General features: G+C 67.4%; 21 protein-coding genes. 5 read left to right on the forward strand and 16 right to left on the reverse strand.

Annotated elements, in window-relative coordinates; genetic code table 11:
* Positions 1–56 precede the first annotated feature (56 nt).
* A complete protein-coding gene (locus ACP59X_RS20760; protein ID WP_428562192.1) occupies positions 57–1385 on the reverse strand; it encodes an ATP-dependent 6-phosphofructokinase in 1329 nt (442 codons plus the stop codon).
* A gap of 95 nt (positions 1386–1480) precedes the next feature.
* Between ACP59X_RS20760 and ACP59X_RS20765 the strand changes: the two genes are divergently transcribed.
* Positions 1481–2479: a glycosyltransferase family protein gene (locus ACP59X_RS20765; RefSeq protein ID WP_428562194.1), complete on the forward strand. Its 999-nt coding sequence runs from the start codon at positions 1481–1483 to the stop codon at positions 2477–2479.
* Here the strand turns inward: ACP59X_RS20765 and ACP59X_RS20770 are convergent.
* Positions 2476–3327 carry a hypothetical protein gene (locus ACP59X_RS20770; protein WP_428562196.1) on the reverse strand — a complete coding sequence of 284 codons (852 nt, stop codon included), beginning with the start codon at positions 3325–3327 and terminating at the stop codon, positions 2476–2478. The two genes, ACP59X_RS20765 and ACP59X_RS20770, sit on opposite strands and share 4 nt — an antisense overlap.
* A 20-nt stretch (positions 3328–3347) precedes the next feature.
* Complete coding sequence (locus ACP59X_RS20775; protein WP_428562198.1) at positions 3348–3737, reverse strand: helix-turn-helix transcriptional regulator; 390 nt, start codon at positions 3735–3737, stop codon at positions 3348–3350.
* Between the two features lie 413 nt (positions 3738–4150).
* Here ACP59X_RS20775 and ACP59X_RS20780 point away from each other — a divergent pair, with 413 nt between their 5' ends.
* Both ACP59X_RS20780 and mnmE read left to right on the forward strand, forming a co-directional pair.
* Positions 4151–5353, forward strand: coding sequence for an aminotransferase-like domain-containing protein (locus ACP59X_RS20780; RefSeq protein WP_428562200.1), 1203 nt, complete (start codon positions 4151–4153; stop codon positions 5351–5353).
* 6 nt (positions 5354–5359) lie between these two features.
* Entirely contained in the window at positions 5360–6760 is a 1401-nt protein-coding gene (mnmE, locus tag ACP59X_RS20785; RefSeq protein ID WP_428562202.1) for a tRNA uridine-5-carboxymethylaminomethyl(34) synthesis GTPase MnmE, read from the forward strand.
* A 9-nt stretch (positions 6761–6769) separates the two neighbouring features.
* On the opposite strand, the gene ACP59X_RS20790 is transcribed toward mnmE, so the two are convergent.
* The 13 genes from ACP59X_RS20790 to ACP59X_RS20850 form a co-directional block, all read right to left on the reverse strand.
* On the reverse strand, positions 6770–7612 hold the full coding sequence (locus ACP59X_RS20790; protein WP_428562204.1) for a tetratricopeptide repeat protein: 843 nt from the start codon (positions 7610–7612) through the stop codon (positions 6770–6772).
* A gap of 40 nt (positions 7613–7652) precedes the next feature.
* Positions 7653–8720: an NAD-dependent epimerase/dehydratase family protein gene (locus ACP59X_RS20795; protein WP_428562206.1), complete on the reverse strand. Its 1068-nt coding sequence runs from the start codon at positions 8718–8720 to the stop codon at positions 7653–7655.
* Between the two features lie 318 nt (positions 8721–9038).
* Entirely contained in the window at positions 9039–10106 is a 1068-nt protein-coding gene (locus ACP59X_RS20800) for an NAD-dependent epimerase/dehydratase family protein (RefSeq protein ID WP_428562208.1), read from the reverse strand.
* A 44-nt stretch (positions 10107–10150) separates the two neighbouring features.
* Positions 10151–11092, reverse strand: a complete 942-nt coding sequence (locus ACP59X_RS20805) for a glycosyltransferase family 2 protein (protein WP_428562210.1) — start codon at positions 11090–11092, stop codon at positions 10151–10153.
* 98 nt (positions 11093–11190) lie between these two features.
* Positions 11191–12666 (reverse strand): B12-binding domain-containing radical SAM protein, encoded by a 1476-nt coding sequence (locus tag ACP59X_RS20810; RefSeq protein ID WP_428562212.1) that lies wholly within the window; start codon positions 12664–12666, stop codon positions 11191–11193.
* 1 nt (position 12667) lies between these two features.
* Positions 12668–13687: a glycosyltransferase gene (locus ACP59X_RS20815; RefSeq protein ID WP_428562214.1), complete on the reverse strand. Its 1020-nt coding sequence runs from the start codon at positions 13685–13687 to the stop codon at positions 12668–12670.
* The gene (locus ACP59X_RS20820; protein WP_428562216.1) at positions 13687–14673 is read right to left on the reverse strand and encodes a glycosyltransferase family 2 protein; all 987 of its coding nucleotides are present in this window, start codon (positions 14671–14673) and stop codon (positions 13687–13689) included. Before ACP59X_RS20820 ends, ACP59X_RS20815 begins: the two co-directional genes overlap by 1 nt.
* A gap of 18 nt (positions 14674–14691) precedes the next feature.
* Positions 14692–15645: a UDP-glucuronic acid decarboxylase family protein gene (locus ACP59X_RS20825; RefSeq protein WP_428562218.1), complete on the reverse strand. Its 954-nt coding sequence runs from the start codon at positions 15643–15645 to the stop codon at positions 14692–14694.
* Positions 15646–15729: 84 nt separating this feature from the next.
* A complete protein-coding gene (locus ACP59X_RS20830; protein WP_428562220.1) occupies positions 15730–16608 on the reverse strand; it encodes a 50S ribosomal protein L11 methyltransferase in 879 nt (292 codons plus the stop codon).
* A 425-nt stretch (positions 16609–17033) separates the two neighbouring features.
* Complete coding sequence (locus ACP59X_RS20835; protein WP_428562222.1) at positions 17034–17318, reverse strand: hypothetical protein; 285 nt, start codon at positions 17316–17318, stop codon at positions 17034–17036.
* 83 nt (positions 17319–17401) lie between these two features.
* Positions 17402–17560 carry a hypothetical protein gene (locus ACP59X_RS20840; RefSeq protein WP_428562224.1) on the reverse strand — a complete coding sequence of 53 codons (159 nt, stop codon included), beginning with the start codon at positions 17558–17560 and terminating at the stop codon, positions 17402–17404.
* A gap of 222 nt (positions 17561–17782) precedes the next feature.
* The gene (locus ACP59X_RS20845; protein ID WP_428562226.1) at positions 17783–20272 is read right to left on the reverse strand and encodes a DUF459 domain-containing protein; all 2490 of its coding nucleotides are present in this window, start codon (positions 20270–20272) and stop codon (positions 17783–17785) included.
* 318 nt (positions 20273–20590) lie between these two features.
* Positions 20591–22045, reverse strand: a complete 1455-nt coding sequence (locus ACP59X_RS20850) for an MBOAT family O-acyltransferase (RefSeq protein WP_428562228.1) — start codon at positions 22043–22045, stop codon at positions 20591–20593.
* A 243-nt stretch (positions 22046–22288) separates the two neighbouring features.
* On the opposite strand from ACP59X_RS20850, the gene ACP59X_RS20855 reads away from it, so the two are divergent.
* Both ACP59X_RS20855 and ACP59X_RS20860 read left to right on the forward strand, forming a co-directional pair.
* Positions 22289–23638, forward strand: a complete 1350-nt coding sequence (locus ACP59X_RS20855; RefSeq protein ID WP_428562230.1) for an SGNH/GDSL hydrolase family protein — start codon at positions 22289–22291, stop codon at positions 23636–23638.
* A gap of 38 nt (positions 23639–23676) precedes the next feature.
* Positions 23677–24168: a hypothetical protein gene (locus ACP59X_RS20860; RefSeq protein WP_428562232.1), complete on the forward strand. Its 492-nt coding sequence runs from the start codon at positions 23677–23679 to the stop codon at positions 24166–24168.
* Positions 24169–24348: the final 180 nt, after the last annotated feature.

Consider the following 24348-nt stretch of genomic DNA (forward strand, 5'->3'; position numbering starts at 1 on the left):
GGTGCCGGTCCGCCCGCGGCGCGGGGGTTGTCCGGGCCGCTTCCGGCGGCACGGCGTCAGGCGACGTAGGGCGTGAAACGCGGCTGGCCGGTGGAATCGAGCACGGCCTGCCAGTAGTCGGAATCGATGTCGATGCGCTTGCGTTCGCGGGTGACCAGCGGCAGCGGCACATGGACGTAGCGGTCGTTGACCGAGCCGATCATGAGGCCGGTCTTGCCGGCCATGCCGGCGTGCACGGCCAGCCGGCCGAGAAAGCCGCAGTAGACGGCATCGGCGGTGTTGGCCACGCCGGCGCGCACGATGTAGCTCGGGTCGATGAGCTTGAGCGTGATGGGCAGGCCGCCGGCCTTGCAGTGGCGCTTGACCGCCGAGGCGAGCAGGCCGCAAAAATCGCCCAGCACAGGGTTGCCCGAGGGGTCGAAACGGCCGGTTTCCGGCACCAGGTGCTGCCCGGCCCCCTCGGCGGCCACGATGACGGCATGGCCGCGCTGGCGCAGCCGCCGCTCGAGCACGTCGAGCACCCCGCCCTCCCCTTCCAGGGCGAAGGCCTCCTCGGGCACGAGCACCATGTTGACGTGCTTGAGCCCCATGCTGGCCTCGGCGGCGATAAAACCGGACTGCCGGCCCATGAGCTTGACCAGGCCGATGCCGTAGGGCGCGCCCAGGGCCTCGACATGGGCGCAGGCAATGGCTTCGGTGGCCTGTTCGGCGGCCGTCAAAAAGCCGAAGGTGCGCGAGACGAAGTGGATGTCGTTGTCCACGGTCTTGGGGATGCAGACAATGCCGATGGAAAGGCCGCGCGAGGCGATTTCGGCCTGGATGGCCGAGGCGGCGCGCAGGGTGCCCACGCCGCCGATGCAGATGCAAAAGCCGATGCCGAGCCGGTCCATGGCGTCCACGATCTCGTCCACGGCCTGGGGACCGCGCGAGGAGCCGAGGATGGTGCCGCCGAATTCGTGGATTTCGGCCACATTGGCCGGGGAAAGCTCCAGCACGTCGTGGCGGCAGGCCGGGATGAAGCCGCGCAGGCCGTAGCGGATGCCGAGCGTGGCGGCCACGCCGTACTGGTGGTGGGCCTCCATGACGATGGAGCGGATGACGTCGTTGATGCCCGGGCAGATGCCGCCGCAGGTGACCACGGCCACCTTGGTCTTGTGGGGCGAAAAAAAGATTTTCTGGCGCGGCCCGGCTTCCTCGAAAAACACGGGCGTGGCCCCGTCGCAGGTGACGGAGCCGCGCGTGATGCCGACCAGCACGCCGGCATCGTCGGGCACGTAGGTGCCCACGCGCTTGGGGCTGTCGCAGGTCGGCTGGCCGAGCGTGGGCACGGCCGTGGCCTCGGCGGTCAGCGTCATGTCCGGGACGGCATCCTTGTTGTTGCGCATGGCGACTCCTTGCGGCATCTCGGTTGCGAGGGGCGAGGGCCTTCCTGTTAGCGTTTTGCCCCGTCGCCGGCAACCGGGCCGGCCAAAGGAGCGTTGTGGGACGCATTTTCGTTTTTCTGCCGCCGCTTCGCGCTGTCTCCGGCGGCCTGGCCGTGCTTTGCGACCTCGCCGTGGCCCTTGCCGGCCTGGGCCGCGAGGTCGTGCTCGTCACGCGCGAGGCCGGGGCCACGCCCCTTGCCCTGCCGCCGCAGCTTGCCGCCGTGCCCCTGGCCACGGCCGGCCTGACGGCCGAGGACACCTACCTCGTGCCCGAGGGCTGGCCCAACGCCCTGGCCCCGGGGCTTGCCGCCGGAGCGCGCTGCGTCGTCTACTGCCAGAACTGGGCCTATCTTTTCAACGGCCTGCCCGAGGGGGTCGGCTGGGACAGGCTGCCGGTGTCGTTTCTGGCCGTGTCCGACCCGGTGGCCCGGTACATCGAGCTGGCCCTAGGGCACCTGCCGCCCATCGTGCGCCCGGCCATCGACCCGGCCCGGTTTTCCCCGCCCCCGGCCAAGCCGGCCCCGGCGCCCGTGCGCGTGGGCTTCATGCCCCGCAAGAACAAGGCCCTGGCGGCCATGATACGCCAGGTGGCCACGGCCCGGGCGGCCCACACCGGCCTGGCCCTGGACTGGGTGGCCATCGACGGCCTGTCCCCGGACGGCGTGGCTGCGGCCCTGCGTTCCTGCCACGTGTTCCTGGCCACGGGCTTTCCCGAGGGCTGCCCCCTGCCGCCGCTCGAGGCCCTGGCCTGCGGCTGCGTCGTGGCCGGGTTCGCCGGTTTCGGCGGTTTCGACTACATGCGCCAGGCCGGCGAGGGCGGCTATGCCCCAAGCGTTCCCCTGCGCGAGGTCCCCTGGGGCGGCAACGGGTTTTACGCCGCCGACAATGACGTTTTCGGGGCGGCGGCCTGCCTGGAGGCGGCGGCGGGCCTTTGGGTCACGGGCGGCGAGGGGCTGACGACGGTGCTGGAAAACGGAACAATGACGGCGAAAGGTTATGGAGCGCAGGAGCGACGGAGTGAATTGCTGTCTCTTTGTGGGTTGATTGGAAGTTAGCGTGGAGAGGATAACTTGTTCATTAGAGTTTGCTGATACCATTCCCTGATGGTTTCGGTTGCTCTAAGCGATTCTTGTACTGTAAAATCTCCTAGTTCCTTGCCAGACAAAATCCTATCGGCCGATTTTAAGAATTTATTCTCGATAACTGTGCGCACCCAGGTCAAATGCCCAATTTCCAGGCTGTCAAACGTTACCTTTTCTTTTTCATCCACAATCGCAGACATTATCTGTAGACAACCAGCATCCCGATACCAAGGAGAAAGAACACCTCTTCCTTTTCCAGTCGTGTAAAGTGACACAGCCGCCAAATGAAGAGTCAGGTAACAAGAGTAAAGATGCCACAAATAATCGCCAACAAATGGGCGCACCTCCTCTACAACAACACTACCAACTCCACACATCGCAACAACATATCTCGCATCAATGCTTGTATCAAACCCACTAAAATCATGCCGAAATATTTTTTCAAAATCGCTTTCAGGCATCGTATCAACAAACATTAGCACAACAGGCGTATTATTTCGAACTGTCAGCATAGCTTTCCATAAAACCTCAACGCCGCATAGCCTCTTTTGCTGCAACACCAAAGAACTCTCTCCAACAGCTTTATGCGCAGCACCCAAAACCGATGAATAACTAGCAAGTTCTGATTTATAATATTCAACTAATTTTAAATTAGACGCTGAAAGCTCAGCTTTTATTTTTTCTATTTTTTTGTCGTACTCAAATTTCACACCCTCTTTCAATCGCACCATGTACCAGTGTTTGACAATAAACAGAATTATCCCAGCCAACACGACCGAACTTGCTACAGACGAAAGAATCGACGCACCCAGTTCATTCATCGTTTGCTCTTTACAGTGTATTATAAAAACATTTTATATTCGATTTTGAAAAACGCCCCCAGTTTCCGGGCCATGGCGCCGCTGACCGGCCTGCGGCCGTTTTCCAGGTCGCTTATTACCGACCGCGTGACGCCGATGACCCGGGCCAGCGCGGCCTGGGTCAGGCCCTCGCGCAGCCGATACGCCCGGACCGCCGCGCCAGGCGTCCGGGAACCGAACACCGCCTCCAGAGAATACAGGACATCGTCGTCCAACGCTTCATCCGGCAAGGGCGATACGCAAGGCCCTTCCGGCAAAAGGGCCACGATGGCCCGAAGCGCCGCCGCCACCCGGTCGGCTTGCGCCTCGGGCACGCGCAACGAAAATTCAACAAAGCCGTCCGTAGTCCGCGCCTTCATGCGTTCCGACATACGTCACCTCCACCATCCCCTCGCCCGTTTCCTTCCAAATCGCCACATACGTCGGTCGCCCGCGCCGGATGTGGCAATGATGGCACCCCGGCCTGCCCGTGATCTTGCCGTAATGCGGCCAGCCCTGGCGTACAGGACCCAACATTTCGATTTCATGGACAAGCTGGCGAACGATCACCCGAACGGGCTCGGGCAACTGCCGTATCCGTTTGGCCACGCGGCCGGATATGCCAATTGCCCAGGCCATGACGCAGAGTGTACGCATTTTTTGTGTCAGGTCAAACGCCCCCGACACCTTTCGACAAAACGCTTTTATCTTCCCCGGCTTCGGGGTAGCCTTGGGCGACCGGCCGCGTTTCCGGGCCAGTCGCCCGCCACTTGTCGCGGCCTCCAGAGAGCCCAGGAGGTCCATCGTGCCCGCTTTCGCCAAGCGCATGTCCCAGGTGCGCCGCTCGTTTATCCGCGAGATCCTCAAGGTCACCGCCGATCCGTCCATCATCTCGTTCGCCGGCGGCCTGCCCAAGCCCGACCTGTTCCCCACCGGCCCCATGGCCGAAGCCGCCGCCAAGGTCCTGGCCGACAACGGCCCGGCCGCCCTGCAATATTCCGTCACCGAGGGCGAGCCGGCCCTGCGCGAGTGGATCGCCGCCCGCTACAAAACCACAAAGGGCATGGACATCGACCCGGCCAACGTCCTCGTCACCAACGGCTCCCAGCAAAGCCTGGACCTGCTCGGCAAGGTCTTCCTCGACCCCGGCGACATCGTGGCCGTGGAACTGCCCGGCTACATCGGCGCCATCCAGGCCTTTTCCGTGTTCGAGCCCCAGTTCGTCGGCGTGCCCCTGACCCCACAAGGCCCGGACATCGACCGCCTCGGCGACGCCATCCTGGGCAGGAAGGCCAAGATGTTCTACGCCGTGCCCAATTTCCAGAACCCCTCGGGCCTGACCTATTCCCTGGCGGCCAGGCGGGCCGTGGCCGAGATCCTGCGCGTGGCCGACACGGTCTTCGTCGAGGACGACCCCTACGGCGAACTGCGTTTTTACGGCGAGGCCCAGCCACCGGTGTCGGCCTTTCTGCAAGGCGACGCCTTCATGCTCGGCACGTTTTCCAAGATCGCCGCCCCGGGCCTGCGCCTGGGCTGGGTGGTGGCCACGCCCGACACCCTGCCCAAGCTGGTGACGGCCAAGCAGGCCTCGGATCTCCACTGCTCCACCTTCGTGCAGCGTGTCCTCATCCAGTACCTGGCCGACAACGACCTCGACGCCCACATCGCCACCATCCGCCAGGCCTACGGCGCCCAGCGCGACCTCATGGTCGAGCGCATCAAGGCGGAATTCCCGCCCGAGGTCACCTGCACCGAGCCCGAAGGCGGCATGTTCCTGTGGGTGACCCTGCCCGAGGGCTGTTCGGCCTTTGCCCTGTTCGACCTGTGCATCCAGGAAAAGGTGGCTTTCGTGCCCGGCGGCCCCTTTTTCGTGGACGGCGGCGGCGCGCGCGAGATGCGGCTCAATTTCTCCAACGCCGAGCCGGACCGCATCGCCGAGGGCATCGCCCGCATGGGCCGGGGCATCAAGAAACTTCTGGCGCAGACCAGTTGCGCCGCAGGCGCGTAGGACCCCGTGCCGCTCGCCCTCGAAGTCGCCGGCGACACCATCGCCGCCGTGGCCACGCCGCCCGGGCGCGGCGGCGTGGGCATCGTGCGCCTGTCCGGCCCCCTGGCCGGCCGGATCGGGGCGCGGCTGTTCGCGTCCGCCCGGCCGGGTTTCACGGGGCTCAAACCCTACCGCCTGCACCACGGCGACATCCTGGACGCGACCGGCCACCCCCTCGATCGCGGCATGGTCGCCCACATGCCCGGACCTAGCAGCTATACCGGCGAGGATACGGTGGAATTTTTCTGCCACGGCGCGCCGGCCGTGCTGCGGGCCGTGCTGGCCGCCTGTTTCGCCCTGGGGGCGCGGCCGGCCGGGCCGGGGGAATTCACCAAGCGGGCCTTCCTCAACGGCCGGCTGGACCTGTCCCAGGCCGCGGCCGTGGCCGAACTGATCGCCGCTCGCGGGGAGGCCGAAGCGGACATCGCCCGCACGCGCCTGGAGGGGGCGGTGGGCCAGGCCGCCCGGGAACTGGGCGCCGCCCTGGACGACCTGCGCGCCGGCATCTGCCTGGCCGTGGATTTTCCCGAGGAAGAGGTGGAATGCCTGCCCAAGGCGGCCTTTGCGACGGCGGTCGACGCGGTCATCGCTCGCATCGACGGGTTGCTCGCCGCCACGCGCCGGGCCAGGCCCTTTCGCCACGGGGCGCGGGTGGCGCTTTTCGGCCGGGTCAATGCCGGCAAATCGAGCCTTTTCAACGCCCTGCTCGGCGCCGACCGGGCACTGGTGGCCGACCTTCCCGGCACGACCCGCGACTACCTGGAGGAGGGGCTGGACCTGGACGGGCTGCCGGTGCTGCTTGCGGACACGGCCGGCCTGCGCGAGACGCCCGACGCCGTGGAAGCGGCCGGCAAGGCCCGGGGGCTGGGGCTTACCGCCGTGGCCGAACTGGGGCTTTTCGTGGTGGATGGCGCGGCGCCGTACGAGCCGGACACCGAGGCCGAAGCCCTCCTGGCCAGGCTTGGCCCGGACAAGGTGCTGGCCGTGCTGAGCAAGGCCGACTTGCCGCCGGGGCTGCCCGATCCCCGGGAACACCTGGCGGCCATGGGCCTGGAGGCGGTCGCCGTGTCGGCCATGACGGGATTCGGGCTGCCGGCGCTGCTTGCCGCCATGCGCGCCCGGCTGACCCGCGAGGCCGGCGCGCCCGAACCCGGGGCCGCGGCCCCAAGCGAGCGCGAGGCGGCAAGCCTCGGCGCAGCGCGCAAGGAACTGGCGGCGCTTGCCGCGGACATCGCGGCGGACGTGCCCTACGACCTCATGGGCGCGCGCCTGGAGACGGCCCGGGCGCTCGTTGCCGACGTGACCGGCGAGACCACGCCCGAGGACGTGCTCAACGCCGTCTTCGACACGTTTTGCATCGGCAAGTAAGCCGGGCGCCTACCGCTCCAGCTTGTCCCGGATCTCCAACGCCTCGGCCAGGTTGGGGTCCTGGTCCAGGGCCCGGATGGCATAGTCGTAGGCGTCGTCCTTACGATTCCACTTGAGGTAGAACTTGGCGATATTGAGGAAGGTCAAAGGGTGGCCGCCGAAGACCTTGACCGCGTCGAGGTACAGGGCCTCGGCCTTCTTGAATTCGCCCAGCCCGTCATAGGCCTCGATGGCCCCGCGCCAGGCCTGCTGGTCGCCCGGAAAGCGCTCGACGGCCAGGGCGAACATCTCGGCGGCCTCGGGAAAAAGCCCGGCCTCCAAAAACAGCCGGCCCACCTCGCGCACGATGTCCGGCTCCTCGCCGTAGGTTTCGGCCACCCGGCGCAGATAGACCTTGCCCTTGGGAAAACTTTTCTGGCGCAGATGTTCCCGGCCAAGGGCCAACCATTCGTCGCGCTGTTGGGTGCGGCGCTGGTCCTGCTGATCCTTTTCCCGCTGCTCGGACTCCTCCATCTTGATGCGAAAGGCCGTCAGCTTCTTGATCAGCAAGGTTTCGTCACCGGGTTTGTAGCGCAAAAAGACGCCTCCCGAGACGCCGATGCTTTCCAGAAAGGCCATGACCTTGGGATGGCGGCTGAACTCGTCGCACATCTCGGCGAAAAGCAGGTCCACCTCGGAGCGGCCCAGGCCCAAGGCCGCTCCGGTGCTCTTGAGCACCAGGGCGTCGTTGGCCGCCTCGATACACCGAAAGAGTTCGTCGCGGCGCAGATAGCCTCTGGCCCGGCTGATATTTTCCCGAATGGCCCGGGCGTCCGCCACCATCCGTTGATGATCGACCTTGCGCGGTTGCATGTCGTTGCCTTCCGTTGCGGCGGCCCCGGGATGCGCCGGCTTACAGCGTCGCCAGCGTCCTCAGGTTCGCCTCGTGCTCGCGGACCCAGGCAAGGAGGTCCTCCAAAATGGTCCTGGCGCTCCGTTTGGGCGCCCAGCCGTAATCGGCCGTGACCCGGCTGTTGTCGCCGATGTAGATGGCCAGGTCGGCCGGCCGGTCGACCAGGTCGCCGCGGATGGCGATGGTGTTGCCGGTCAGTTCTTCGCAAAGGCGCGTGGTTTCCAGCAAGGAAAGGCTGCAGGAAAGCCCGCCGCCAACGTTATAGATTTTTCCGCTCGCTTTCTCAAGATCGGCCAGTTGCGCATCGAGAAGATCGAACAGGTCGTCCACATGGAGCAGGTCGCGCACCTGCTTGCCCCGGCCGCCGAAGCCGATATAGGCCAGCTGGCGCTTGAAATAATGGGCCTGCACCCACAGCGAGAACACCCCCTGATCCACCTTGCCGAACTGCCACGGCCCGGCAATGACGCCGCAGCGGTTGACCACCGCCCGTACGCCGTACATGGCCTCGTATTCGCGCAGCACGAATTCCGAGCACAGCTTTGTCGCGCCGTACATGGACTTGGGGCCGTTCAAGTCAAAATCGACGTCAAGGCCCTGGGGCGACCAGCCGCGCGGCCCGGCCACGTCCTCCCAGACGAACCGCGTCGCGTCCTCGCGACGGGGCACGGCGTTGATAGGATCATAGGGATAGACGCGGCTGGTGGACAGAAACACCACGTCCGCCTGGTTTTTACGGGCCACTTCCAGGCAGTTGATGGTGCCGGTCAGGTTGGTGTTGACCAGGTATTTGGGCGAACCGCCGAAGCCGGCCAGCACCGAGGGCTCGGCCGAGCATTCGAGCAGCACGTCGATCTTGTCCTCGAACTCCAGGTCCTCGGGATTGCGGATGTCCCCGTGCACGACGCGGATGCCCTCGGCTGCCAGGCGCGGCAGGTTGAACTCCGAGCCCCGGCGCTTCAAATTATCGAGCACGATCACTTTCAAATCAGGATACTTGCGCTTAAACGCCACGGCCAGGTTGCTGCCCACGAACCCGGCCCCGCCGGTCACAAGCATGGTGCGCATGAGAAGGACTCCTTTGGGAGTGTGGAAGTGAGGAACCGGGGGAGGGAACCTTTTTTTGCAAAAAAAGGTTCCCTCCCCCGGACCCCCACCCTCCCAAAAAACTCTTAAAGGGTGAAGGGGAAAATGCGTGCGAAGGTTCGGCCGGTTGCCGTCTATTCCCTTCGAGAACCGGTCTCCAACGCATTGTGGGGTAGGCGTGGGGTCGGCTTGTCCGCCGCGAAGCGGCGGGCGGGCCGACCCCGCGCCTACCCCACCATCGGGGGGGACCGGGGGGATCATCCCCCCCGGCCGCCGGAGGCATCTTCCCTCAAGACCCGGCTAGGCCGTCTCGACGACGTCCTTTTGGGTCTCGTGGATTTCCTTGAGGATGGTCGGCACGTCGTATTGCATCTTCCAGGTCGGGTAGTGCTCCTCGAACTTCTTGAGCCCGCTGATCCACCAGATATGGTCGCCGATGCGGTTGGTCTCGTCGTATTCGTAATTGAGCTTCTTGCCGGAAATCTGCTCGCACAGGGCGATGGCTTCGAGCATGGAGCAGTTGGAGTAGCGGCCGCCGCCCATGTTGTAGACCTCGGCCACGCGCGGCTTCTCGAAGAAGTGCCACAGGCTGCTCACCAGGTCGTGGGAGTGGATGTTGTCGCGGACCTGCTTGCCCTTGTAGCCGTAGATGAAATACTTGCGGCCGGTGATGCAGCAGCGCATGAGGTAGGAGAGAAACCCGTGCAGGCGGGTGCCGGAGTGGGCCGGGCCGGTCAGGCAGCCGCCGCGGAAAATCCCGGTGTAGAGGCCGAAGTAGCGGCCGTATTCCTGGGTCAGCACGTCGGCCGCCACCTTGGAGGCGCCGAACAGGCTGTGCTTGGTCTGATCGATGGACATGGTCTCGTCGATGCCGTCCACGTAGGCATGGGAGGGGTCGATTTCCCAGCGCGTTTCCTGTTCGATCAGGGGCAGGGAGTTGGGCGTGTCGCCGTAGACCTTGTTGGTGGAGGTGAAAATGAAGACGGCCTCGGGGCAATGCTGGCGGAAGTTTTCCAGCATCACCATGGTGCCGTTGGCGTTGACGGTGAAGTCCATGTAGGGGTCGGAGGCGGCCCAGTCGTGGGAGGGCTGGGCGGCGCAGTGGATGACGGCTCTCACGTCCTTGCCGTAGCGGCCGTAGATCTTGGCGATGGCGTCGTTGTCGCGGATGTCGGCGTCGTAGTGGGTGTAGTGCTTGTGGGTTTCCTCCAGGCGCTTGCGGTTCCAGGAGGTGTCGGCGTCCTCGCCGAAGAAGGTCTTGCGGAAGTTGTTGTCGATACCGACGACGTCGAAGCCTTTTTCGCTGAAAAAATGCACGGTTTCGGAACCGATGAGGCCGGCCGAGCCGGTGACGATGGCGACTGCCACGGGGTTGTCTCCTTTTGGCGGATTGGGCGCGCCTTCCGGGGCGGCTATGCCTTGGCCTGGCGTGATCTTCTGGCCAGGTACAGGACGCCCACGAGAAAGCGCAGGAAATACATGCCGCAGGCCTTGCCCGGATGGGACAGGAGCCGGCGGTAGCGGCCTTGTTCGACGAAGACGCCAAAAAACCGGTAGGCCGCGCCGTACTGGCGGCGGATATCCGGGTCGTCCGGGTCTTGTCCGGTCCATTTGGCGATGTAGGCCTCGGCGCTGCCCGTGTAGTAGGTCTTTTTTTTCAGGTAGCGCACGAGGTCGAAGGCGGCTTCGTTGTGGAACAAAAGGGGGGTGTCCAGGCCCGAGCGTTCCTCGAAGGCAATTAGCGCCTCGGGGATGCCGTCCGGCGGCAATTGGGCCACGTAGGCGTCCACCGCGTCGAAATCGTAGCGCGACAGGAGGCCGATGGTACCCAGTCCCTTGAGTTTCTTGTCCAGGTCCCAGTCCTCGGGGCCGGTCAGGGAAGTGTCGAAGCCGCCGACGGCGGCGAAAGCGTCCTTTTCGATGATGCGGGCGCCGTCGATGACGGTGCCGTCGTAGAAGCTGCGCTCGAAACGGCGCACGGACGGAAAAAAGTCCGCGCCGAGCACGATTTCCGGGATATGCAAGGCCACGTGGCCGCCGACGGCCAGGGCTTCGACGCAACGGCGCACCACGCTGCGCGACAGGATCATGTCCGCGTCGAGGAACATGACATAGGCGCCCGTGGCCACCTCCAGCATGCCGTAATTGCGTTGGGCCGAGCGTTCCGGGCCCTTGTCGAAGACCAGGCCGGTATACTGCCGGGCGATGGCCTTGGTGGCGTCGGTGCTACCGTTGTCCACGACAATGATCTCCATCGCCTCCCGGGGATAGTCCTGGGCGGCGACGGAGGCCAGGCAGGCGCCGATGTTGCGGGCTTCGTTTTTGGTGGTGACCACCACCGAGACACGGTCCAAGCCTAGCGCTCCCTTCCCTGCCAAGCGGTACGGCCGGCCGTCGCGGCGCGGCGCGGGGGATCGATTCGCGTCATGGTGTCGTTTGGCCTGGGGGGTTCCTATTTGCAGCCGCAATCCTTGTTGCGGCTCTTGTTGAGCAGGTGCCCGAGCAGCTTCCCGGCGGCCCGAAACAGGAACTTCACGTCATCCACGTCGCGGATGCTCATGATTTTCCGGGCAATGAACGCTGGCGTCAAGGCGGCTTTATACAACTCATCCTTGAATTGCAACACATCGGCATTGGAGATCGGGCTTTTCCAGACCGAGGCGCGCATGTCGTAGTCGTCCCAGTTCTCGGTGGTCAGCCAGCCGTTAGCCTTGGCTTCCTCGAACAGCGGTGTGCCGGGATAGGGCACGACGATGGTCGCCTGCAGGGTGTTGAGCAGGCCCCGGGAAAAAAGCGACTTGGCAAAGTCGATGGTGCGCCGGGCGTCCTCGCGGGTTTCCCAGGGATAGCCGACCATGGTGGTGATGTGGGGCTCGAGGCCGGCCTTCTTGGCCATGGCCACGGTCTGCTCGATCTGGGAGACCTGGATGCCCTTTTTGAGCCTGTTGAGCGTGGCCTGGGACATGGACTCCAGGCCGATGAGGATGAAACGGAAATTGGCCTTTTTCAGCAGATGCCACTGGTCCTGGGTCAGCTCGCCCACGCGCATGTTGCAGCCGAGGACGACCTTTTTGTGCAGGCCCTTGTCGACGAGGCGCCGGCAGAATTCCTCGAGCCAGGCGCCGCGCGGAAAACAGCCCGAGTCGTCGAAGATCTCGCGCACGCCCCGTTCGTTGACCAGCCTTTCGATCTCGGCCACGTGGCGCTCGGGCGAGACCGTGCGATAGGTCGCGCCCGGAAAAAGCGTGGTCCAGGAGCAAAACGTGCAGCGGCCCCACCAGCAGTCGCGGCCGGCCATGACGTAGGTGCCGGGCGTGTACTTGAAGTTGCCGTTTTTATAGGCGTAGCGCTGCCACTTGGTCAGGTCGCGGTCGATGTAGGGCAGCTCGTCGAGGTTGTGGCTGAGGCTCCCCATGCCGCCGTCGACGATGGCGCCGTCCCGGCGGTGCCACACGCCCTGGGGCATGGCCACCGGCTTGCCGGAAAGATGGTCGGCCAGGTCGGCCAGGATGAAATCGAAGTCGCCGCCGGCGATGACGTAGTCCACGGGGCAGTGTTCCATGGATTCGCGCGGCAGGGCCGTGACGTGGTCGCCCATGAGCACCACGGCCGCGTGGGGCAGCCGCGCCTTGAGGTCGGCCACGATCGCCCAATGGCGCGTGACGACCGGCGTTTTCGTCTCCATGGCCACGAGCTGCGGCGCGCGCCGGACCAGGTCGGCCATGAAGGCCTCGTAGGTCATCTCGTCGGCGATGCCGTCGTCGAAGGAGACGTCGTGGCCGCGCGAAGCGAGCAGGCTCGCGGCGTAGGACGGCACCATGGGATAGATGTAGGTCGGGTTGGTGAACCACTGGAACTGCCGGTTTTGCGACAGGAGCGGCGTCCCCTTTTCCGAGGACAGCGGCGGATAGGCCACGGAAATCTTCATGTTACCTGCCGAGGCTGCTGATCAGTTTCGTTTTGGTAAGCCCGTAGAGAAAGCGGACCCCGTACCAGACGTGGGTCAGGGCCACGAAGGGCATGGCGGCCAGGGCCACGCTGGCGGGCTCGAAGCGCAGGAGATCGGCCCAGATGCCGAGCAAAAAGACGGCGTAGGCGGCCAGCCCCAGGCAAATGAGCGGCCCGCCCAACGGCAGGACCGGCACGCCGGCCAGGGCGGCCAGGCCGTGGAGCACGGCGGCGGCCAGAAAAAGCACCCACAGGGCCGGCAGGAAATAGCGCAGCCGGCGCGAGGTCTCGGGGTGGACGCGCACGAAATGGCCCCGGTGCAGGCCGTAGTTGCCGACCTGGCGCAGGTGCTTGCGCAGACCCGGCCGGCGGTGGTGCCAGACGAACAGTTCCGGCAGGTAGCGGATGGTGCCGCCCTTCTTGTGGACCAGGTCCAGGCAGAACTTGGTGTCCTCGCCGGGCCAGCAGGCGGTGTCGAAGCCGCCCACGGCGAAAAAGGCGGCGCGGCGCACGATGAGGTTGACGGTCGGCCAGTCGTCCACATCGCGGCTGGGTGGGGTGGGCCGGTAGCGCTCGGGGAAGCCGGTCAGGCGGCTTACAAACACCGCGCCCGAGGCCCGGGCCCAGAAGGGGTCGTCGGGCGGGGTCACGGCCGGGCCGCCCACGGCACTGAGCCTGGGGTTATCCTCGAAGGCGACCAGGGCCACGGTGAGCCAGGCCGGGTCGGGATAGGCGTCGTCGTCGATGAAGGCCAGGAATTCGCCCAGCGACCGTTCGGCGCCCCGGTCGCGCTTGACCGCCGGCGAGACCGCGCCGGTGGGAACGGCCCGCACCCGGGGGTCGTTGGTATAGGCGGCCAGGTCGAAGGGCTCGTCGGGCAGCAGGACGACCTCGAAGCGCGGCTCGCGCAGGGCCAGCAGATGCGGCAGGCTCTCGACGAGGTAGGGTCCGGGCGCCTTGAAGGGAATGATGACGGAAAAAACCGGGGCGTCGGGGAGCATCAGCCTTGGCCGTCCCAGTTTCCGGCGCGGCAGCGCACGATATACAGCGGCCGGTTGACCACCTCGGTGTGGATGTGACCGATATACAGCGACATCATGCCCAGGGCGCACAAGACCACGCCGATTAAAAGCGTGTTGAAGACCGTGAAAAAGGCGATGGGCGTGATGTTGGCCCCCACGGTCCAATTGGCCAGGACCATGAGGCACAGAAGCGGTATGGTCACGGCCATGATGCCCAGGCCTAGGTAGCCGGCCAGGCGCAGGGGCACCAGCGAAAAGGAAGTGAAGCTGTTGATCGCCAGGTTGAACAGCTTCTTGACGGAATAGGCCGGCTCGCCCTGGCTTCTGGCCGGGGCGCAAAAAGAGATGTACGTCTTTTTGTAGCCCATCCAGTCGATGAGCCCCCGGAACATGCGCGAGCCCTCGGTGAATTGCGCGAGCGTCTCCACGACCTTGCGGTCAAGCAACCGGAAGTCCGTGGAATTGGGCGGCAAATCCAGGTCGGTAAAGCGCTTCATGAACCAGTAGAAGCCCTTGGAGCCGAGCTTTTTGACCAGGGAGTAGTCGGCGACCTTCTCGCGGATGGTGGCCACGACGTCGTAGCCCTCTTCCCACTTGGCCACGAGCTGGGGGATGATCTCGGGCGGGTGCTGGAGGTCGGCGTCGAGGCAGATGACGGCCCCGGAGCCGACGGCGGCCTCGACACCGGCGGTCAGGGCCATCTCCTTGCCGAAATTGCGGGAAAAAAGGAGCCCCTTGAAGCGGGGGTCGGCGGCGGCGAGGCTGTCGATGACGGCCCAGGAATCGTCGCGGCTGCCGTCGTCGACCAGGATGCAGTCCCAGTCGTAGGGCAGGCCGTCCATGACGGGCACCAGGGCGTCGCGCAGGGCGCGAAGGCCCTGGCCCTCGTTGTAGACGGGCACCACAAGGGTGATCTTGCCGCCCCGGCGGCAGGCGTCGGGGCGGACAGCGTCGTCGTACGTCATGCGGTCAACGTTTCCGGCTTAGGGCTGCTCGCGCAGGAACCGGTCGAAGTATGCGATGGTTTTTTTGAGCCCCTCGGACAGCGGCACCTTGGGCTCCCAGCCGAGCTTGGCCTTGGCCAGGGTGATGTCCGGGCGGCGCTGCTTGGGGTCGTCCTGGGGCAGGGGCCGGTAATCGATGACCGACTTGGAGCCGGTGTATTCGATGACGAGCTTGGCCAGTTCCAGGATGGTGAATTCGCCCGGGTTGCCGGTGTTGACCGGGCCGGTGAAGTCGTCGGGCGTGTCCATGAGGCGCAAAAAGGCCTCGATGAGGTCGTCGACGTAGCAAAAGGACCTGGTCTGCTGGCCCTGGCCGTAGACGGTCAGGGGTTCGCCGCGCAGGGCCTGGATGATGAAATTGGAGACCACGCGGCCGTCGTTGGGGTGCATGCGGGGGCCGTAGGTATTGAAGATGCGGGCCACCTTGATGCGCAGGTTGTGCTGGCGGCGGTAGTCGAAGAAAAGGGTTTCGGCGCAACGCTTGCCTTCGTCGTAGCAGGAGCGGAAGCCGATGGGGTTGACGTTGCCCCAGTAGGATTCGGGCTGGGGATGCACGGACGGGTCGCCGTAGACCTCGGAGGTCGAGGCCTGCATGATCTTGGCCCGCAGCCGCTTGGCCAGGCCGAGCATGTTGATGGCCCCGTGGACGCTCGTCTTGGTGGTCTGCACCGGGTCGTGCTGGTAGTGGATGGGCGAGGCCGGGCAGGCCAGGTTGTAGATCTCGTCGACTTCCACATAGAGGGGGAAGGTGACGTCATGGCGCAGGAGCTCGAAATGCGGGTTGTCGAGCAGGTGCTTGACGTTTTGCTTGGCCCCGGTGAAATAGTTGTCCAGGCAGATGACGTCGCAGCCCCGTTCGATGAGGCGCTCGCACAGGTGCGAACCAAGGAAGCCGGCGCCGCCGGTGACGAGAACACGTTTTTTCAGGTGCATGGCTTAGGCCTTAAGCGCGGTTTGGATTTTTAGGTTCAAGACGGGCAAGGCGAAGCCTTAATCCCGTTTCCAGGGAATGTAAACTCATCCCCACGCGAGGCTGGCCCATTCCCCGGACTGCCGGATGACGGGCTCGGGCAGGCCGATGGCCTGGTAGGCCGCGGCCACGCCGGCGGCCTGGCCGGTCAGCACGCCCGAGAGCACGAGCAGGCCCCCCGGGGCCACGTGGCGCACCAGGCGCGGGGCCATGGCAATGAGCGGCGCGGCCAGGATGTTGGCCACCACCACCTCGAAACGGGCCTGGGGGGCAAGGCTCCCGACGCCGCCCACGGCCAGGGCCATGTCCCCTTCCACGTGGTTGCGGCGCAGGTTCTCGGCGGCGCACCACACGGCCTGGGGATCGATGTCCAGGCCGCAGCCCGTCAGGCCCAGCCGGCACAGGCCGATGCCGAGGATGCCCGAGCCGGTGCCGAGGTCGAGGAAGCGCTGGCCCGCACGGACACGCCCGGCGCGGAAGGCTTCGGCGAAGGCCTCCAGGCACAGGGCCGTGGTCGGGTGGTGGCCGGTGCCGAAGGCCATCTTGGGCTCGATGAGGATGGGCCGCAAGGCCCCCGTGTCCTTGCCTTCGAGCCAGGGGGGCAAAATCTCGTAGACGCCGCCGACCTCGATGGGGGTGAAAAAGGCCATCCAGGCCGCGCCCCAGTCCTCTTCCTCGATGACCGAGGCCTCGATGGCCAACTGCGGCCAGTCGCGCCGGGCTTCGGCATCGAAATCCCGGGCCGGCGGGCCGTCTTCCAGGTGCACCCGAAAGCGCACCGAGGAGCCGTCGGCGGCCGGGGTTTCCTCCCAGCCCTGGGCGGCGCGCCCGGCCAGCCAGGCCTCGAGGCGCTCGGACAATTCGGTTTCTTCCGGGCCGTCCCCGGTCAGGGGAACGGTGATATCGACTCGAAGCAATGTACGCACGCGCCCTCCCGGGCATGAAAAAACCCGCGCGCCCAACCCAAAGGCCGCCGCGCGGGGCCTGGTGACGGAAACCCGTCGTCACGACAGCCGCAGGCCCCGACGCCGGGTGCCCGCGAAAAAAAACGAAACCCCGCCCGTCGCGCCTTCGGCCGCTCGCCCGGCGCGCCGCTCGCCCGGCGCATCGCCGCCGCGCCGGAGGTTCGGCCGCAGCGGGCCGCGCCGGGTGTTCGACCGCAACGGGCCGCGTCGGGTGTTCGACCGCAGCGGGCCGCGCCGGGTGTTCGGCCGCAACGGGCCGCAACGGGCCGCGCCGGCCGGCCTGTCCGGCCTTCCCGAACGGCCCCACGACCGCCCCGCCATCCCCCGGCTCGGTGTCGGCGCCCGATGGCGTACGGCGCCCCCCAAACGGCTCCGGCAACCGCCCCCTAGGCGTTGGCGTCGGCCAGGGAGCCGATGCCCGAGGTGTAGGCGCCGAGCACGTCCTTGGAAAACTGATAGGTCTGGCTCATGTCCTTGGACGCCGAGGAGCCCGAACCGCTGTTCAAGTAGTCCAGCGTGTTGGAGACCACGGCCGCGCCGAAGGACTGCTTGTCCGTGGGCGTGTATTCCCCGGTGGCGGCGGAGGTGTTGTTCATGGTGTCGAGGGTCTTGGACACGATGCCGTAGGCCGTTTCGGCCCCCAGGGCATTGGAGAAGGTGATGGCGCTCATGACGATCCCCCAGGTCTTTGGGCGCGCCCGGGACGGGCGGCTGCCCGCGTTGCGGCCCGGCGACGGGTTGCGACGCGCCCGGTTCAGGCGCTGGCGTCGGGCAACGAGCCCACGCCCGAGGCGTAGGCCGTCCCGGCATCCCGGGCGGCCGCGCCGGCATCCGCGGCCACGAGGCGAACGGGCTCGCCGCGATCGACGGCCGAGGTGGGCGCGACTTCCCGGATATTGTCCAGGGTGTTCATGAGGAGCGAAAACCCTGCCGTACTCCCCATGACATCCCGCCACGCAGCATGCAGAGCCGTTTCTCCGGCGGTTGGCGGCAAGGCAACGCCCGATCCTTAACCGGGTCCGTGGCCACGGTCAAATGCCCGCCGCCCCAGGCCGCGCCGGATCGCGACGCCTTTTCCGCCAAGCCCGCCTCCCGGTCTTCCCTGTACCTTCCAGCCCCGTCCGGAGCCGGCAACCTAGCGCGCGGCCATGGCCACGGTGCCGCCGGGCAGGCGCACGGCCTGGCCCACGTGCAGGCGCACGGGGTCGAGGCCGGGGTTCTCCGACAGGATGGCGGACACGCGCACGCCGTAGCTGCGGGCCAGATCCCACAGGGTATCGCCCTCGGAAACGGTGTGCACCCGGGCCGGGCCGTCCAGGGCGGTGGGCGCGGCGGCCGGGGCTTCGGCCGGCCGGGCGGCGGCCGGGGCTTCGGCCGGCCGGGCGGCGGCCGGGGCCAGGGTCGGCGTCGCGGCCGTGTCCTTGTCCTTCCTGGGCGCCCCGGAAGCGGCCACGGCGGCCAGGGACGACGGCACGCGCAGGGACTGGCCCTCGCGCAGCCGCAAGGGGTCCACGCCGGGGTTGGCCGCCACCAGCGCCTCGACGCTGACGTCGAAGCGCCGGGCAATGGACCACAGCGTGTCGCCGGGGCTGACCGGGAAGACCAGCGCCTCGGCCGAGGCCATGGACTCGCCGCCCGGGATGGTCACGAGCTGGCCCACCCGCAGCCGGATGGGGTCGATTTCGCTGTTGACGGCGAGCAGCGCCTCCAGGTCCACGCCGAAGCGGCGGGCCAACCCCCACAGGGTGTCGCCCGGGGCCACGGGATACAGCGCCGCCTCGCCCAGGCCCTGGGCGGCGGGCTTGTCGTCGGAGGCGCGGGCCTTGGCCCGGCCGAATTCGGCCCGGGCCGCGCCGGGCAGGGTCAGGACTTGGCCGGGCTGGAGCCGCAAGGGATTGACGCTGGTATTGGCGCGGCTGAGGCGGTCCACGTCGATGCCCAGGCGGTGGGCGATGGACCAGAGGTTGTCGCCGTCGGCCACCACGTAACGGCCGTCGGGGCCCGGGGCCGCCGGGGCCTCGGCCGTGGCCGACCCGGGCAGGGCCAGTTCCTGGCCGATGCGCAGGCGCGTCGGGTCCACGCCCGGGTTGGCCTGGGTCAGGGCGGCCACGGTCACGTCGTGACGCTTGGCCACGTTCCAGAAATTGTCGCCGTCGGCCACCACGTGGGTGACAGAGGCTGCGGGCCGGGCGGCGGCGCCGCGGGCCGGAGCCGCTTCGGCCTTGGCCACGGCGGCCAGGTTCGCCCCGGCCGGCAGGGCCAGGGACTGGCCGATGGACATGCGGCGGGGATCCAGGCCGGGATTGACCCCGGCCAGGGCATCGGCCGAAACGCCCAGGCGCTTGGCCACGGACCACAAGGTGTCGCCGTCGGCCACGGTGTAGGCACCGGCGGCGGTGGCGGGCGCGGGGGCCGGCCTGGCCAGCACGGGTACGGCCGCGACGGCGGTCACGCGAGGCGCGGGTTGGGCCGGGGCCTCGGCCAGGACCAAGGGGGCCGGTTTGGCCGGCTGGGCCGGGGTCGGCCGGTTCTCTCTCGCGGTCACGGCGCTTGTGGGCGTGGCCCTGGTTTCGGCCAGAACAACCGGCTTTGCGACGACAGGCTTGGCTTCGGCGAGCGCGGCCTTCGTTGCCACAACGGGGGCCGTCGCCTCGACCGCAACGGCCTTCGTCGCGACGGCGGGGCTGGCCTCCACGGCGGCAACGGCCTTGGCCGTAGCGACCGGCTTGGCCTCCAGGGCGGCAACGGCCTTGGCCGCAGCCACAGGCCTGACCTCGGCGGCGGGCCGGCGGGTTTCGGCCAGGCGCACGGGCACGGCGGCCTCGCCGGTCATGGGCTGGGCGTCGCGGTCGGCCACGGCGGCCAGCAGGTCCTTTTTGGGCAGGCCGGCGGCGTCGGAGACGACATCCAGGCAACGGGCGGCCAGCAGCCGGGAACCGGTGCCGGAAATGTGCACGCCGTCGGCGGCCCGCAGCTTGACCACGCCGCCGTCCGGCACCCGGGCCAGGGGGGCGAACCGCCCCTTGGCGTCGGCCAGGGTGTCCTTGACGTCGATGAAGGCGCAGTCGGGCAGGGAGGCGGCGGTGGCGGCGATGACGCCGTTGACGTGGACCATCAGGGCATTGAAGGACGGGTCGCCCATGACGGGTACGCCGATGAAATAGACCGTGGCCCGGGGATTTTCCGCCCGGGCGATGGCGTGGAGCCTGGCCAGGCGCTCGGCGTAGGCCGCGTCCCAGGCCTTGGAGCCAAAGGCGGCGGACCGGCCGTCGGCGCCGGGCAGGGGCTTGTCGTCATTGGCCCCGAGCATGATGAGCACCACGTCGGGATGATGGGCCTTGACCTGGGCGGTGAGCTGGGCGTTCCAGTCGAAAAAGCCCGGGTTGGCCAGCCCGCTCGAAACCTTGCCGAGATGGGCGAAACGGACGTCGCCGCGCGAGGCGAAAACCGCCTCGAGCTGTTGGCCAAGGCCAATGGACAGGGAGTCGCCCACGAGCAGCACGGACCGGGCGCGCGCGGCCCCCGCCGACGCGGACACGGCCGCGCCAGCCGGAACCAGGCCCGGCGGCAGGATCAGGGACGCCATCAAAACGGCCAGGAGGAGGACCTGACTCGGGTTTCGCATACAACACCTCGACGCCTGCCCGGACGCCCTGGCGCGACCCCCATCGCGCGCGGCACGCCCCGGCGGCGGCATGATAATGTAAGAAACGCGACCCGGGATGGGATAACAATCTCAAACAGCCGGCGTCCCTGACACCGCGCCCCGCCCGCGTCCGAGCCTCCTGCGACGATTCGTTTCCCCAACGATTCGTGACGCTTGCGGAATGGCGCAGCCGCCATGGCTGCTTTCCCATCCTGGTCATGCACCATACCAGAACGGGAACCCGCTTTCAAGAAGAATACCAAAAAAGCGGAATAGGCGGAAAAGACAGGAAAAAAACTAGAACTGGAAATAAATGAACGGCAGCACGCCGTCCGGCCCGAGTTTGAGGATAAGCGCCGCCGCCAGGCCAAGGACCGCGCCCTGGAGCGGAAAAGGAAGCCATTCGAAGCCCTTGCGGAAAAAATCCTTCCCCGACAGGTCCAGCACCTGGACCAGGAGCACCACCCCCACCAGCACCAGGCAGGTCGGCCGGAAGCCCGCCCCGGACGGGTCCAGGGCCGCCACCCGGGCCAGGATGTCGCAGGCCTTGCCGGCGTCCTCGGCCCCAAAAAAGACCCAGGCCAGGCAGACATAGGCGAAGGTGACGCACCAGCACACCCCGGTCCACAGGGCCGCCCCGAAGCCCGGCACGGCCGGCGGCAGGCCCTTGGCCTCGCGGGTCGCCGCCCGGGAGGCCCGATACTCCACCACCAGGTGGTTACCCACCAGGCCAAAGCCGTGGATGAAGCCCCAGATGAGGAAATTATAGGCCGCCCCGTGCCACAGCCCGCCCAGGGCCATGGTCGCGATCAGGTTGGCGTATTTGCGAAACCGTCCTTTCCTGTTGCCGCCGAGGGAAATGTAGAGGTAGTCTCGCAGCCAAAGGGAAAAGGTGATGTGCCAGCGCCGCCAGAAATCCCGCAGGGACAGGGCGCTGTAGGGGGCGTGGAAGTTGTCGGGGATGTCGAAGCCCATAAGCAGGGCCACGCCCTGGGCCAGGTCGGAATAGCCCGAGAAGTCGCAGTAGATCTGGGCGGCGTAGGACAGCACGCCGACCAGCACCGCGGCCGAGGAAAACCCCTCGGGCGCGCCAAAGGTGGTGCGCACGATATGTTCGGACAAATAGCTCGAAATGATGATCTTTTTGAGCAGCCCCCGGGTGAGCAGATAAAAGGCCCGGGTGAAGTCCACGGGTTCGACCCGCTCCTTTTTAAGCTGGGGCAGGAAATTGCCGGCCCGCAGGATCGGCCCGGAGAGTATGGTCGGGAAAAAGGAGATGAAGCAGAAGACCTCGACCAGGCTGCGCTCGACCTTGGCCGGGTCGCGGTAGACGTCGATGGCGTAGCTCATGCCCTGGAAGGTGAAAAAGGAGATGCCGATGGGCATGATGACGTCGAGCAGCGGCACGGGGCTGGCCACGGCGAGCGTGCGGAACAGCCAGTCGGCCGAGAGGTAGAGCATCTCGTAATATTTGAAGAAAATCAGCATCCCCAGGGCAAAGGCCACATAGAGGATGAGGCAGAAGCGGCGGAAACGGACGTCCTTGGTTTCGGCGAAGACCACGGCGAAAAACCAGGTCAGGAAGCTGAAGACCAGCAGGATCAACAGGAACTTGGCGTTAAACGAGGCGTAGAAGACATAGGAGGCGATGAGCAAAAAGAGTCGGTACGGGCCGGAAAATCGGCGCAACAGCCAATTGAGCGGCAAGATGACCGCGAAAAACAAGGCGAATTCGAAACTGGTGATATTCATGCGCGCTGCTCGCTGGGCCGTTTGGGATTGCCGGGCAGGCTAGCGTCGCCGCCGCCAAAAGGCAACCGGCTTGGGGCCGGCCCCCGGGCAGCCCCCAGGCAGGCGTCAGGGGACCGACGCCCCGGCCGGGCGCAACGGCCCAAGGGGCCGGAAATGGGGCCAACGCCGCATCGGCCCGCGCCTTGCAATGCCAACGCCGAGCCCTGGCCGAGCGGTCCGGCCGGCGGCAAACCCGTAATCGCCATGCCAAACGCCCCCCTCTTGCCCCCGGTTCGACCGGCCCGCCGTCTCCTGACGGCCCTGGCCGTGGCCGCCAGCCTGTGCGCGGCCACGGGGCCGGCCTTCGGCGGCCCGGCCCCGGAACCCGACCTCGCCGCAAACGAGGCCCTGCGCGCCCTGGTGGCCGGCCGGGGCAGCCAGGAAACCCCGGCCGGCACACCCGCTGGCCATGCCGTGCGCCTGGCCGTTTCGCCCTTCGCCGTGCGCCTGGCCGTGGACAAGGCGGCCGTCCATCCGGGGAGCGCCCCCGTGGCCGTGCGGGAGGACCGCCACCTGGGCGGCCCGGCACAGCCCCTGCGCCTGGTCGCCCTGGCCCCGGCCCAGCCGCAGGCGCTACGTCCCATGCCCGAGCCCGCCGCCCGCGCCCTGGCCGCCGGCAGCGCCAGCCCGGCCGGCCCGCCGGCCAAGCCGTTTCCCGTGGCCGAGGCCCCGCCCACGGCGGCTCTCGTCACCGAGGCGACGGCCCAGGCGACGGCCGTGACCGCGCCCTCGGCCCAGGTACTTCCCGTGGCCAAGGCCTCGCTCAGGGCGGCTCCCGCAACCGTGGCCGTAACCACGGCCACGACGCCGGCCAAGCCGAGGCCAGAAGTCACCGTCAAGAACACGACGCCGCCCGCGCCCTTCGCGCCGGCAACGCCCGTTTCCGCCCCCGCGGCCCGGGCCGCGACGCCCGGTGGCAGCATCCTCGTGGCCGGCGATTCCCTGTCGCTGTTTCTGGCCGACGCCCTGCGGCCCATGCTGGCCGGGCGCCCGGGCGTGCACTTCGCCGCCAAGGGCAAGGTCTCCAGCGGCCTGGCCCGGCCCGACTTCTTCAACTGGGAGCGCGAGATGGCCGCCGCCGCCACGGCCAGCCGGCCGGACAGCGTGGTCATCATGATCGCCACCAACGACAACCAGACACTGACCCGGCCCGACGGCGTCAAGGTCGCCTTCGGCCGGCCCGGCTGGGAGGCCGAATACGGCCGCCGCGTGCGCCGGCTCGTGGACCTGGCCCGCCTGGGCAACCCCCGGGCCCGCATCTACTGGATCGGCGCCCCGGTCATGGCCAACCCCCGGCTCAGCGCCGACGTGGCCGCCATAAACGCCGTCATCGCCAGGGAAATCGCCGCCCTGCCCGGCTGCCGCTTCGTGGACGTGCGCCGCACCCTGGCCGACGCCGGCGGCCACTACGCCAAGGCCCTGCCGGCCCCGGGCGGCCCCCGCCCGGTGCGTACCGCCGACGGCGTGCACCTGACGCCCTACGGCGCCACACTCCTGGCCCACGCCGCCCTGGCCGCCATGAGCCCGACCGTGGCCAGCCTGGAAAAGCCCTGAGCCTTTACCCGGCCCCCCGGGCGTGGTAGGGCCGAGCCATGGACGAAGGTACCCTGCAACAACTCCTGGCGGTGCAGCAGGCGATTCTCGCCGAACTGCGCCTTTTGCGCCAAGCCCTGGCCCCCGGGGCCGTTTCCGCCGGCCAACCCGAAGCCGCCACGCCCCCCGCGCCCGCCGTGCAACCGGCCATGCCGCAACCGGCGGCCCCGCAACCGCCCCTGGCCGCGGCGCCGTCGCCCCGGGCCACGGACCAGCCCGCCCCGGCAGCACCGCCGCACGCCCCCATGGCGGCCCGTCCCGCTTCCGAGGCCGCGTCGCCGGCCCCTTCGGGCCCGGGCGCCATGCTCACCCTCGACGAACTGACGGACCTCGGCGGCCAGTTCCTGGAGCCCGGCCAGATGAACCGTACCCGGGTCAAATCCGTGGATGCCTCGGACCTGAGCAACTCCATCCTCGACGACATCAAGGCCAAGAACAAAGCCAAGCGCAACGCCTTCGCCGAGTTCGAACGCTTCGGCAAGGACCGCTGAAAGGAACGCGCGCCATGCGCACCGCCGCTTCCCGCCTTTCCCCTCCCCGCGCCTAGGGGAGGGATTCGCCTCGGCCCCAAGCCGTAACCGCCCGGCGCGTTTCCTGCGCCCGGGCTTTTCCGGCGCGCCCGCGTCACCCCCTCCCTTGTCGTGTTGCGGCCTTTGACCGGGCTTGCGCCC

This window comes from Solidesulfovibrio sp. DCME (genome assembly GCF_049995385.1).
Classification (GTDB): domain Bacteria; phylum Desulfobacterota; class Desulfovibrionia; order Desulfovibrionales; family Desulfovibrionaceae; genus Solidesulfovibrio.

Excerpts from the sequence above, each read along its gene's own strand:
- ACP59X_RS20770 (WP_428562196.1), bottom strand. The coding sequence starts at position 3,327 with ATGAATGAACTGGGTGCGTCGATTCTTTCGTCTGTAGCAAGTTCGGTC.
- ACP59X_RS20840 (WP_428562224.1), bottom strand. The coding sequence starts at position 17,560 with ATGAACACCCTGGACAATATCCGGGAAGTCGCGCCCACCTCGGCCGTC.
- ACP59X_RS20815 (WP_428562214.1), bottom strand. The coding sequence starts at position 13,687 with ATGCTCCCCGACGCCCCGGTTTTTTCCGTCATCATTCCCTTCAAGGCG.
- ACP59X_RS20775 (WP_428562198.1), bottom strand. The coding sequence starts at position 3,737 with ATGTCGGAACGCATGAAGGCGCGGACTACGGACGGCTTTGTTGAATTT.
- ACP59X_RS20820 (WP_428562216.1), bottom strand. The coding sequence starts at position 14,673 with ATGACGTACGACGACGCTGTCCGCCCCGACGCCTGCCGCCGGGGCGGC.
- ACP59X_RS20860 (WP_428562232.1), top strand. The coding sequence starts at position 23,677 with ATGGACGAAGGTACCCTGCAACAACTCCTGGCGGTGCAGCAGGCGATT.
- ACP59X_RS20850 (WP_428562228.1), bottom strand. The coding sequence starts at position 22,045 with ATGAATATCACCAGTTTCGAATTCGCCTTGTTTTTCGCGGTCATCTTG.
- ACP59X_RS20790 (WP_428562204.1), bottom strand. The coding sequence starts at position 7,612 with ATGCAACCGCGCAAGGTCGATCATCAACGGATGGTGGCGGACGCCCGG.
- ACP59X_RS20845 (WP_428562226.1), bottom strand. The coding sequence starts at position 20,272 with ATGCGAAACCCGAGTCAGGTCCTCCTCCTGGCCGTTTTGATGGCGTCC.
- ACP59X_RS20760 (WP_428562192.1), bottom strand. The coding sequence starts at position 1,385 with ATGCGCAACAACAAGGATGCCGTCCCGGACATGACGCTGACCGCCGAG.
- ACP59X_RS20825 (WP_428562218.1), bottom strand. The coding sequence starts at position 15,645 with ATGCACCTGAAAAAACGTGTTCTCGTCACCGGCGGCGCCGGCTTCCTT.
- ACP59X_RS20835 (WP_428562222.1), bottom strand. The coding sequence starts at position 17,318 with ATGAGCGCCATCACCTTCTCCAATGCCCTGGGGGCCGAAACGGCCTAC.
- ACP59X_RS20810 (WP_428562212.1), bottom strand. The coding sequence starts at position 12,666 with ATGAAGATTTCCGTGGCCTATCCGCCGCTGTCCTCGGAAAAGGGGACG.
- ACP59X_RS20855 (WP_428562230.1), top strand. The coding sequence starts at position 22,289 with ATGCCAAACGCCCCCCTCTTGCCCCCGGTTCGACCGGCCCGCCGTCTC.
- ACP59X_RS20795 (WP_428562206.1), bottom strand. The coding sequence starts at position 8,720 with ATGCGCACCATGCTTGTGACCGGCGGGGCCGGGTTCGTGGGCAGCAAC.